Source organism: Streptomyces sp. NPDC050263 (genome assembly GCF_040655955.1).
Taxonomy (GTDB): domain Bacteria; phylum Actinomycetota; class Actinomycetes; order Streptomycetales; family Streptomycetaceae; genus Streptomyces.
The window spans coordinates 32,042-43,972 of sequence record NZ_JBFAKW010000024.1; the positions used below are offsets into that span (position 1 = coordinate 32,042).

Here is an 11,931-nt window from a genome sequence, read left to right on the forward strand (position 1 = left end):
GGCCGCGTCCCTGGTTGTCCGCCGACCCTCGAGGCGAGCGAACAGTTCGTATACGGGACCCCGCTCCCCCCGAAGGGTTCCGTGCGGGAAGTCAGCCGTGTCCGGCTGTGGTCACGGTGTGCATGTCTTTGGCCACCGGGACCACGGTGCACGTTACCAGCCTGCGGACGGCGATTTTCCCTAGGGTTATCACAGCGAAACCCACCGTACGGGTGGGCTGCGCCACAGCGAGACACAGAGTAACTCCCCTGTGAACCCACTGCGACACGGCGCGTGGCCGGGTCACGACGATCACCCGGCGGGACGGCTGTGCGGGCGGCCGGTGGTTCCCGGATGCCCGCACAGCCGTTCGCTCGGACGGACGTCAGTCCTCCGTGGAGGCGGTGACGGACGGCACGCTCTGCTGCGCCGCCGCCGTCTTCTTCGACGCGGCCTTCTTCGCCGTCGTCTTCTTGGCGACGGTCTTCTTCGCGGCCGTCTTCTTGGCCGCGACCGTCTTCTTGGTGGCCGCCTTCTTCGCCGTGGCCTTCTTCGCCGTCTTGCGGGCGGCGGCCTTCTTCGCGGGAGCCGCCTCCGCGTCCTCGGCGGGCGCCTCGGCCACCTCGGCCTCGGCCGTCACGTCGGCTGCCACCTCGGTGGCGGCCTCCGGCGCGGCCGACGGGACGACCACGACGGCCGTCTCCTCGGACGCGGTCGGCGCGGTGGCCTTGCGCACGGCGCGACGCCGCGGGCGGGCCTGGGCCGCGCTCTCGACGACGGGCTCGGCGGCCTGCTCGGCCTCGGGCTGCTCCACCGGAGCGACCTCGGCGGCCGGAGCCTGCGCGAGAGCCGGCTCGGCGACCGTCACCACGGCGGCCTCCGCTCCCGCGGGCGAACCGGCCGGCGCGGACACCTTGCGGGTGGCGCGACGGCGCGTACGCCCCTTGGGCGCGGCCTCGTCGACGACCGGAGCCTCCGCCGTCTCGACGACCGGGTCCTCGACGGCGACCGGCTCGGCCTGCGCGACGGCCGCCTCGACGACGACCTCCTGCGCGGCGGGCACGTCGGCCGGCCCGGCGGCAGGCGCCTCGACGGGCTCCTCCACGGGCTCGGCCGTGACGAGCGGCTCGGTGCCGCCGGCCTTGCGCGACGAGCCGTTCCTCGACTCGCCGCCCCTCGGCGCACCCGCCGGAGCGGACGCCCGACGGCTCGCCCGACGCCGGCCCCGGCCACGCGTGGCGGCGGCCTCCGCCTCGGCGATGCTGCTGTACAGCTCCTCGTCGGGCGCGTAGTCGGGGGCCGGGAGCGCAATCGGCTCGGCTGCCTCGGCGGCGACCTCGGCCTCGCTCTCCGCCTCCTCCTCGACGCTCACGAACGGCTCGAGGACGTCGACGTCGGCCGCTGCCGTCTCGTGCTCGTGCTCGTGGGGCTGGCCCTCGCCACCGCGGCCGCGCTTCTTGCGCTTGCCACCGCCGCCGACCGCGGTCGGCTGCTCCATGTGGACGATGACACCGCGTCCGTTGCAGTGCACACAGGTCTCGGAGAACGACTCCAACAGCCCCTGGCCGACCCGCTTACGGGTCATCTGCACGAGCCCCAGCGAGGTCACCTCGGCGACCTGGTGCTTCGTACGGTCGCGGCCCAGGCACTCCAGGAGGCGCCGCAGCACCAGGTCCCGGTTGGACTCCAGCACCATGTCGATGAAGTCGATCACGATGATGCCGCCGAGGTCGCGCAGCCGCAGCTGACGCACGATCTCCTCGGCCGCCTCCAGGTTGTTCCTGGTGACGGTCTCCTCGAGGTTGCCGCCCTGACCGGTGAACTTTCCGGTGTTGACGTCGACGACGACCATCGCCTCGGTCCGGTCGATCACCAGCGAACCGCCGCTGGGCAGCCAGACCTTGCGGTCCAGCGCCTTGGCGAGCTGCTCGTCGATCCGGTAGGTGGCGAAGACGTCGACCTCGGAGGTCCACCTCGCCAGCCGCTCGGCCAGGTCGGGCGCGACGTGCGAGACGTACCCGTGGATGGTCGACCAGGCCTCGTCACCGCTGACGATGACCTTGGAGAAGTCCTCGTTGAAGATGTCGCGCACGACGCGGACGGTCATGTCCGGCTCGCCGTACAGCAGCGTCGGGGCGTTGCCGCCGTTCTTCGCCTTCTTCTGGATGTCCTCCCACTGCCCCTGCAGCCGCTCGACATCGCGGCGCAGCTCGTCCTCGCTCGCGCCCTCGGCGGCGGTGCGCACGATCACGCCCGCGTCCTCGGGGACGATCTTCTTGAGGATCGTCTTCAGCCGGGCCCGCTCGGTGTCGGGCAGCTTGCGGCTGATCCCGGTCATCGACCCCTCGGGGACGTAGACCAGGTAGCGGCCGGGCAGCGAGACCTGGCTGGTCAGACGCGCGCCCTTGTGCCCGATCGGGTCCTTCGTCACCTGCACGAGCACCGACTGGCCCGACTTCAGGGCGGCCTCGATGCGACGCGGCCCGTTGGCCATGCCGAGCGCCTCGAAGTTGACCTCACCGGCGTACAGGACGGCGTTGCGCCCCTTGCCGATGTCGATGAAGGCGGCCTCCATCGACGGCAGCACGTTCTGCACCTTGCCCAGGTACACGTTGCCGACGTAGGAGGTCGACTGCTCCTTGTTCACGTAGTGCTCGACGAGCACGTTGTCTTCCAGGACGCCGATCTGGGTGCGCTCGCCGCTCTGGCGGACGACCATCACCCGCTCGACGGCCTCACGGCGGGCCAGGAACTCGGCCTCGGTGATGATCGGCACCCGGCGGCGGCCCTGCTCGCGGCCTTCCCGGCGGCGCTGCTTCTTCGCCTCGAGACGGGTCGAGCCCTTGATGGACTGCACCTCGTCGGACGGCTCGGAGGGCTTGCGCGGCTCACGGACCTTGACGACCGTGCGCTCCGGGTCTCCGTCGCCCGGCTGCTCGGCCTCGCCCGAGGAGTCACCGGCGCGACGACGACGGCGACGGCGGCGACGGCTGCCGGCGGTGGAGCCACCGGCCGAGTCCTCGTCCTCCGCGTCCTCGTCCTCCTGCTCGGCGGTGTCCTCGGCGTCCTGTGCGGCCTGCGCGGCGGCGAGGTCGTCGGCGCTCTCGTCCGACTCCCCCTCGCCGTCGGCGGCATCGCCACGACGACGGCGTCGGCCGCCACGGCGGCGACGGCGACGCGAACCGGTCTCCTCGGTCTCGTCGTCACCCTCGACATCGGCCTCGTCGACCTCGTCGGGCTCCTCCGACTCGCTCTCCGCCTCGTCCTCGACGGCGGGGGCGGCGGTCTCGACCGGTGCGGCGGGCGCGGCGGTGCGGGCGGCCTCGGGCTCCTCGCCGAAACCGGCGCCACGGCGGCGGCGACGGCGACGCGACCCGGTCGGCTCCTCGATGAGCTCCTGGGCCGGCTGAGCCTCCTCGGGCTCCTCGACCTCGGTGGCCTCCGCCTCGGCGGCGGCCGCCTCGGCCGCGGCTCGCAGCGGGGTCTGGAACTGCGGCTCGGCGAACACGGGCGCCTGGAACACGGCGACCGCGGGCCGGGCCGGACGACGCGGCGCGTCGTCCTCGCCGTTGCCCTTCACGGGCTCGGGCGCGGAGAAGCCGCCGGCGGCCCGACGGACCACCCGGCGACGCCCACGCCGCGGACCGGCGTCCTCGTCGGCCTGGGCGGGAGCTTCGGCAGCGGGGGCTTCGGGAGCCTTCGGCTCTTCGGCAGCGGCCACGGGGGCGGCGGGCTCGGTGGTCTCGGGGACCTCGGCCTCGGCGGGCGCGGAGACGCGGCGCGTGGCGCGACGGCGGGTACGCGGAGCGGCCTCGGCGACCTCGGCGGGCGCCTCCTCCGCAACCGCGGGCGCCTCGGGCTCGGCGGCGACGGCGGGCGTCTCCGCCTCCGGGGCGCCGGCGGGCGCGGTGGCCCGGCGGGAGGCCCGGCGCCGCGTACGGGGAGCGGCCTCGGCAGGAGCCTCGTCGGCGACCGCGGCGGCAGGCTCGGGCAGGGTCTCGACGGCGGCCTCCTGGGCGGCGGGCTCGACGGCCTCGGCCGCGGCGGGCGCGGTCACGCGACGCGTGGCCCGGCGACGGGCACGGGGAGGAGCGGCGTCCTCGGCGGCGGTCTCCTCGGCGGCCGGTTCGCTCGCCTCGGCGGCGGCCACGGGCACGACGGTCTCCGCGACCTCGGCGGCGGCCGGAGCCCCGGCGGGCGCGGAGGCGCGCCGGGTGGCCCGGCGGCGCGTACGAGGAGCGGCCTCTTCGGGCTCCTCCGCCTTGACGTCGGCCTTGACGTCGGCCTGGCCGTCGGTCTGGAGGTCCTCGTCCTTGAGGTCCTCCTCCGCCAACTGCTCGGCGGACTCGACGGCCGGTATGGCCGGCGCGGTGATCTCGGCCGAGGTGTCGGCGGCGCCGACCGGCGGACCCGCCGGCCGGGAAGCGGCCCTGCGCCGACGACGCGGCGGCAGGGTGTCGCTGGGACTGTTCGATTCGGAGTCCGTCACGGACTCTGTGGATTCGGTTGGCTCGAGCATGCGGGCGTTTCTCCCGTCAGGCTCCCGGGCGCCGCGCCTGGTCCGGCGTCGATCACGAAGGATCGACCGCCGTTGACGTCCGCGGCTCGCGCGATGCGCGGTGCCGCCGTCCGGGGCGCGGGCGCCGCACGGGAGCTCTCTGTGTCCTGTCTCGCCGGTTCCGTACGCCGAATGCGTACGGCCTGGCGAAAGTCTTCTGGTCGGTGCGCTGCCCGACCCAGGTGGCTCCCGAGTACGAGGGCGGCGCTACGACGTTCGTCCCTTCGCGGAACCTTCCCTACGCGGGCGCCTTCGCGGCGGCAGCGGGATCGGCCGTTGTAGGGGCCTGAGCTGCCTCGCGGTCGGGCGCGAGCGGGTCGGTCACCGTGCCGGTCTCTTCATCGAACAGCCCCTGCGCCAGCCTGGTCACCGCAGCGGGGACCGGCGGCGCCAGGTCGGCCACGGCGCGAAGACCGGACAGGACGTCGTCGGGTCGAACGGCAGGCGTCACGTGCCGAACAACCAGCCGCAGTATCGCACAGGGCTGGTCGGTCGGCCTATCAGCAGGTTCACTGTGCGTTTCAAGTTGTACGACCGCGGCACGGGCGTCGAAGGTGCGGACGCCGTTCTTGGTCATGCGCTGGACCTCTACGGCGTCGGCCTCGTTGAAGGCGTCCACCGCGCGATCGGCGTCGGCCTGGTCCACCCCGGCCAGCCGCAGCTCCCATACGGAGGCCGTCAGCCGGTCGGCGAGACCCGAGGTCCGGGCCTCGACCGCGTCGACGACGTCGAGCCCGGTGGGCAGCGACTCGTCGAGCAGAGCTCTCAGCTTCTCCGGGTCACGCGCCGCGGTGAGCGCGATCTCCAGGTACTCCGCCTCACTGCCCGTGCCGGTGGGTGCGGCATTGGCGTACGACACCTTCGGGTGCGGCGTGAACCCCGCCGAGTACGCCATCGGCACCTCGGCACGGCGCAACGCGCGCTCGAAAGCACGCTGGAAGTCACGGTGGCTGGTGAACCGGAGGCGGCCGCGCTTGGTGTAGCGCAGTCGAATGCGCTGCACCGCGGGTGCGGGCGGCGGGCCTTCGGGCTGTCGCTTGCCCAGTGTCGTTCAGTCCTTCGTGAGAGCGGTCGTACTGCTACCAAGAGTACGTGTCTTGTCCGCCGATGGTTCCCGACGGGCGATCGCCTCCCGTTGCACCGGCTCCCCGAAAAGCAGCCGCCGCACGTCGGCGCGGGCCTGCCGGGCCGTCTCCCGGGCGGTGGCCAGCGCCTGCCGGGCAGCCCGGCTCACGCTGCGCGCGGCCTGGGCGGCGGGACGCAGCACGGCGTCCCGGACGACGTGCCCGACCGGGGTGAGAACGGTCCGGTACACCCAGCGCACGGGCTCCACGAAGATCCACCGGAAGAGCGTGCCGAGGAACCGCCCGACGGCGCGCGAGATCCGTCCGGCGATCCGCCAGGCGTGCCCGAGGGCCTGCCCCACCTCGCGCGCGACGACCGCGAGGAAGCGCCCGACGGGGGCGAGCACCCAGCGCCACAGAGCGAGCGCGGGCAGCACGACCAGCACCCTGGCCGTCCAGTACAGGACGAGCCCGATCCCGCTGACCAGCACCCCCAGGAACCAGCCCACCCCGCGCGCGCACCAGGCGATCGCCCGCCCGATGGGCGCGAGAAACCACTCGTAGACCCACCGGGCGGGCACGACGGCCAGATACCGCACCAGCCACGCCACGGCGGTGTACGCACCGACGCAGACCCCTGTCACCAGCCAGTGGACGGCCCGCCCGACCGGCGTCAGCACACGCGCGTACACCCACGCCAGTGCGCTCCGAACGCCTCGCCCGAACGGCGCGAGGACGTACCGCCAGAGCCAGACCACCGGCACGACCACCAACACGTTCCCCAGCCAGGCGAGCGCCTTGCCCACAGGCACGACGACATACCGCCACAGCCCGATCAGGGGCCGGACGACCAGCACCTTCCCCAGCCACAACAGCCCCCGCCCGAACGGCCGCAACGCGCCGTCCCGGAGCAACCGCCCCACCACGACCAGTGCGTCCCACGCCATCCGCACAGGCACGACCAGCACCAGCACCACGATCCGCACAGGCAGCCGGACCGCCACGACGAGACACCCTTCGGGCGACTGCGCGGACGGCCGGGCGGGCGGTTCGACGGGCGGTTTCTGCAGGTCCATGTAGACGTAGACGCTACATCCGCCCCGACGGATGCAGTGCTGAGAGCCCGTCAGAACGGGCCCGGAGCTCTGGGAGAGCACCTGCCCGGTGTTCGCGTTGCGGAATACACCATGCAGGTGAAGAGTGGTTCATATCGGCTCTGTCCTGTTCGAGCGCCAGATCTTCTCCGCTCCGGGAGTTCCCGTTCTCCGGAGCGTTTCTGAGCCTGAGAGGCCGCCCACAAAGCGCATCTGGAATCACTATGCCCAGAACCGCCCGGCGACACGTCTTCGACATGGTCGGCACATCCCTCTTGGCCGCAGCGCTCACCTTGCCAACGGGCCTGGCCAGTGCGGCAGCACCTCATACCGACGACAGCACGAGCCCGAACTCAGTACTCACACAAGCGGCATCTTCCTCGCCGTCGCCCACTCCGCCTCCGACACCTCCCCCCGCGCCCACGCCCACCCCTACACCCACACCCACTCAGCCCTCGACTGATACGTCGCCAACGCCCACTTCTCCCACACCGAACGATTCGGCTTCCGAAGCCCCGGCGGAGCAGAAGAAGAACATTGAAGATCTAACGACAAGTCTGAACGAACAGCAGGAAACCGTCCCCGAAGAACTCGCGTCGACCGTGGAGGATTTGACCACCACCCTGGAAACGGTCGAGGACCCCGAGACGACACCGCAGGACAGGCAGGCGGTCATCGAGAGCACGAAGGAACTGACCTCGACGCTGGCAGTCATCAGCGACGACAGCACCCCTCCCGAGCTGCAAGAACAGTTGACCCCGTTGGTGAAACAGGTGACCGCCACTCTGGAGGTGGGCAACGACCCGAGCGTGCCGCCCGAGGACCGGTCCAGGCTTCTCCTGGTCGTGAAGCGGACCGCATCCGCCCTCGACGCCATCCGCGCCCCCGAGACGCCGCAGAACCTGCGCGGGCAACTGATCGACATCGTGGCGGACGCGAACTCCGCCTTGGAGACGAGCCGCGGTACGGAGGAGACCGGCACGACCCTGATGATGACGAGCACTTCGGCGGAACTGGGCCTCGACCAGGACACACGCCCCGCGGACCGGCCCGGGCTCGTGGATGACGCACAGCAGGGCAATCAACTGGCGAAGCACATGAACGACCCCAGAACGCCACCGGAGGAGCAAGCCGAAGCCCGGCAAGAGCTGAGGGACCGAACCCCTCGGATGAAGGACAGGCAGGAGGACGCCGCCTCCGCCCAGCGCCTGCCGGAAGCCTCCCTCGGCAGGGCGGCCGAAGTGTGCACCAACGCGATATTCAACGCCAAGCCGGAGCGTGAACTCGCCAAGGGGCTGGAGGATCTGGTTCCCCAGAAGTGGGACACCGAAGGGGTCAAGGACTTCTGGAAGGCCAAGGAAGAGCGCGACGACTCGCTCGACGTCCTCGCCCAGTTGCAGAACGACGAGCACACCCACGCCCCCTTCCCGGTCGCACCGCTCATCACCGAGCTCGCCGAGCTCATACCGGGGGACGACCTGCTCTCGACTCTCGGCGGAAAGCCTGCTTCCTCCTGCAGGCAGACAGCGGTGTACCTGGAGGCGGACGCCGGGATCACCGTGACCCCCTGGCTCATGGAGCCCGACGGCGGTTGAGGAACGGAACACCGCCGTCAACGACCGGCGGATCCCAGCAGCTCCGCCACGGACACCTCCGCACCAGCACGAACCGACGCCGCCCCGTACCTGTCCAGCTCCCTCTTCTCTTCCGAATAAAAACCCCGCTCGTCCTGGAACCGGAACGAAGAGATCGAAGATATGAGCCGGCCCGTGGGCGACCAGATCGCCGTCACATAGCGGGGCTTACGCGTGACATTGATCAGATTATTGTTGTGCCACACCCTCCCGTGATAAATGAGCTGCTTCTCACATCCTCTTTCTGGAGGGCAGTAGTATTTCTCGTCACTCTTGTTCCATGAATAATGAACGGCGCCGAAATTCTTCACATCGAGCTTCCCACGATCCTTCCTCATGTACGAAACCTGCACGCGGACGCTTACTATTTCGTACGCGGCATCCACGGGGAGTTGGAGAACGCGCTCAAGAGCGTATTCCTGCCCGACTTCGAGGCGCTCACCCGGACCGTAGAAATGCCCGCTACTTATCGCGGTGGGAGAGAAGTCGTCGACATAGAGTTCCGCCTCCCCCGCCACGCCACCCCCCCTCCCTGCACTCTCCCCCCACTTCTCCAACAAGTCCCGAAGCTCGGAGTGCCTGGAGTAATGGAAATCTCTGCCACGGACCGTATAGATGTCATTGACGATATAGACCGGGATCCCGCCGGTATTCTTCATGTACAGCGTCAGCGGGACGTGAATGAACGGCTCCCTACGGTCCGGCCGCGCCGCCCCGAATTTTGCGCTCAAGGTAAAATGCATAGGGGCTGTGGCGGGTTGGTACATGGTCGAATACATCAGGCTGGAACCCGTCAGGAGTGCGGTGACGACCAATCCCGCCGCAAATGACTTGGGCTGCGGGACTCCCTGCCAGGTTTTTTCGCGCACAAGGAGGACAAAAGCCCACAGGGACCAGCACCACAGGGGCACGAACGCCAGCAGGTAGGGCGTGTAATCCGTCTCTTCCGTCCACATGGCCAGAAGGAGAGTGTCGGTTGCCAGCGCGATCAGCACCGCGAGCAGGACGACCGCTCCGGAGAGCCTGAGCTGCCGTCTCCCCCAGTAGTCGAGCACCATGACGGCGGCCGCGCCCTGCACCAGACCTGACAGGACGAACAGCCCCCCGGTCATCCGTTGCGCAAAAGTCAGTGCCCCGGAGGCGTCCGGCCATCCGATGACCGCATTGAGCATCATGGACGCCAGCAGTCCGGCCATCATGAGCACCGCGGTCGCACGCCTTCGCCATGCCCGGTCAGGCCAGGTCCTGCTGTCCCCGCCGCGCCAGCACATGGACGCCGGATCATCCAGATCCATGTTCACCGGACAGCCGCGCCGACCAAGTATTCTCCGCAGTTCACCCGCCGACCAGGCGCTGCCTGCCGCCTCGCCGTCGATCGTGACCCGGCGCAGCCCACGATCGTCCGGCTGCTCGACAATGACCCACGGACGGATGCTCATGGGATCAGGCTCAGCCCAGAAACAGCACCACGCACGCGGAACTGCCCCGTTTGGCCTGCCCCCACGGTCGCCGAGCCGAACCGCTCGACCGACGCCATCGCACCGGCCTACCCCGCCTCAGCCGGTCGGCGTCGCCTGCTTCACCGTCAACGGCAGCAACGTCTTACCGGTCGGACCGATCTGGATGGAGGTGTCCATCGCGGGGCACACCCCACAGTCGAAGCAGGGCGTCCAGCGGCAGTCCTCGACCTCTGTCTCGTCGAGGGCGTCCTGCCAGTCCTCCCAGAGCCAGTCCTTGTCGAGGCCCGAGTCCAGGTGGTCCCAGGGCAGGACCTCCTCGTAGGTCTTCTCGCGGGTGGTGTACCAGTCGACGTCCACGCCGAAGGCGGGCAGCGTCTTGTCGGCGCACGCCATCCAGCGGTCGTAGGAGAAGTGCTCGCGCCAGCCGTCGAAACGGCCGCCGTCCTCGTAGACGGCCCGGATGACCGCGCCGATGCGGCGGTCGCCGCGGGACAGCAGGCCCTCCACGATGCCGGGCTTGCCGTCGTGGTAGCGGAAGCCGATCGAGCGGCCGTACTTCTTGTCGCCGCGGATCTTGTCGCGGAGTTTCGTAAGGCGGGCGTCCGTCTCCTCCGCCGAGAGCTGCGGGGCCCACTGGAACGGGGTGTGGGGCTTGGGGACGAAGCCGCCGATCGAGACCGTGCAGCGGATGTCGTTCTGGCCGGAGACCCTGCGGCCCTCGGCGATCACGTTCATCGCCATGTCGGCGATCTGGAGGACGTCGTCGTCCGTCTCCGTCGGCAGACCGCACATGAAGTACAGCTTCACCTGACGCCAGCCGTTGCCGTACGCGGTGGAGACCGTCCTGATCAGGTCCTCTTCCGAGACCATCTTGTTGATGACCTTGCGCATGCGCTCCGAGCCGCCCTCGGGGGCGAAGGTGAGGCCCGAGCGGCGGCCGTTGCGCGTCAGTTCGTTCGCCAGGTCGACGTTGAAGGCGTCCACACGGGTGGAGGGGAGGGACAGGCCGATCTTGTCCTCCGTGTAGCGGTCCGCGAGGCCCTTCGCGACCTCACCGATCTCGCTGTGGTCGGCGCTGGACAGCGACAGCAGACCGACCTCCTCGAAGCCGGTCGCCTTCAGACCCTTCTCGACCATGTCGCCGATGCCCGTGATGGAGCGCTCGCGCACCGGGCGGGTGATCATGCCGGCCTGGCAGAAACGGCAGCCTCGGGTGCAGCCGCGGAAGATCTCCACCGACATCCGCTCGTGCACCGTCTCGGCGAGCGGGACCAGCGGCTGCTTGGGGTAGGGCCACTCGTCGAGGTCCATGACCGTGTGCTTCGACACGCGCCAGGGGACACCGCTCTTGTTCGGCACGACCCGGGCGATACGGCCGTCCGGCAGGTACTCGACGTCGTAGAACGCCGGGATGTACACCGCGCCCGTCTTCGCGAGGCGGAAGAGGACCTCCTCGCGGCCGCCCGGCCGGCCCTCCGCCTTCCACTCGCGGATGATCTTCGTCATGTCCAGTACGGCCTGCTCGCCGTCGCCGATGACCGCCGCGTCGATGAAGTCGGCGATCGGCTCGGGGTTGAAGGCCGCGTGGCCGCCCGCGAGGACGATCGGGTCGTCGAGGCCGCGGTCCTTGGACTCCAGCGGGATCCCGGCGAGGTCCAGGGCCGTCAGCATGTTGGTGTAGCCGAGCTCCGTGGAGAAGGACAGCCCGAACACGTCGAAGGCCTTCACCGGGCGGTGGCTGTCCACCGTGAACTGCGGGACGGCGTGCTCCCGCATCAGCGCCTCCAGGTCCGGCCACACGCTGTACGTGCGCTCGGCGAGGACGCCCTGCTGCTCGTTCAGTACCTCGTAGAGGATCATGACGCCCTGGTTGGGCAGACCGACCTCGTACGCGTCCGGGTACATGAGCGCCCAGCGGACGTCGCTGGACTCCCAGGGCTTGACCGTGGAGTTGAGCTCGCCGCCCACGTACTGGATCGGCTTCTGCACATGCGGGAGCAAGGCTTCGAGCTGCGGGAAGACCGATTCGACAGACATCGCGGAGTTACCTTCGTGAGCTGAGCCGACAGGGGCGGGACGGGGGAGGACGGGGGTACGACAGGGGTGACCATCAAGCCTAACCCGGTCGGAGGACTCCCCCGC

The 11,931-nt window shown here is 70.0% G+C and carries 6 protein-coding genes; 1 reads left to right on the top strand and 5 read right to left on the bottom strand.

Annotated elements, in window-relative coordinates:
* Positions 1-364: 364 nt before the first annotated feature.
* From AB0J04_RS14120 to AB0J04_RS14130, 3 genes are all read right to left on the bottom strand, one after another.
* Positions 365-4,498, bottom strand: a complete 4,134-nt coding sequence (locus AB0J04_RS14120) for an Rne/Rng family ribonuclease (protein ID WP_363168645.1) — start codon at positions 4,496-4,498, stop codon at positions 365-367.
* 277 nt (positions 4,499-4,775) lie between these two features.
* Entirely contained in the window at positions 4,776-5,540 is a 765-nt protein-coding gene (locus AB0J04_RS14125; protein WP_363168646.1) for a TIGR03936 family radical SAM-associated protein, read from the bottom strand.
* A gap of 48 nt (positions 5,541-5,588) precedes the next feature.
* Positions 5,589-6,677: a hypothetical protein gene (locus AB0J04_RS14130; protein WP_363168647.1), complete on the bottom strand. Its 1,089-nt coding sequence runs from the start codon at positions 6,675-6,677 to the stop codon at positions 5,589-5,591.
* A gap of 629 nt (positions 6,678-7,306) precedes the next feature.
* On the opposite strand from AB0J04_RS14130, the gene AB0J04_RS14135 reads away from it, so the two are divergent.
* A complete protein-coding gene (locus AB0J04_RS14135) occupies positions 7,307-8,290 on the top strand; it encodes a hypothetical protein (RefSeq protein WP_363168648.1) in 984 nt (327 codons plus the stop codon).
* Between the two features lie 17 nt (positions 8,291-8,307).
* Here the strand turns inward: AB0J04_RS14135 and AB0J04_RS14140 are convergent, their stop codons facing one another.
* Positions 8,308-9,768 carry a hypothetical protein gene (locus AB0J04_RS14140; RefSeq protein WP_363168649.1) on the bottom strand — a complete coding sequence of 487 codons (1,461 nt, stop codon included), beginning with the start codon at positions 9,766-9,768 and terminating at the stop codon, positions 8,308-8,310.
* A gap of 117 nt (positions 9,769-9,885) precedes the next feature.
* Positions 9,886-11,826, bottom strand: coding sequence for a TIGR03960 family B12-binding radical SAM protein (locus AB0J04_RS14145; RefSeq protein WP_363168650.1), 1,941 nt, complete (start codon positions 11,824-11,826; stop codon positions 9,886-9,888).
* Between the last annotated feature and the right edge of the window lie 105 nt (positions 11,827-11,931).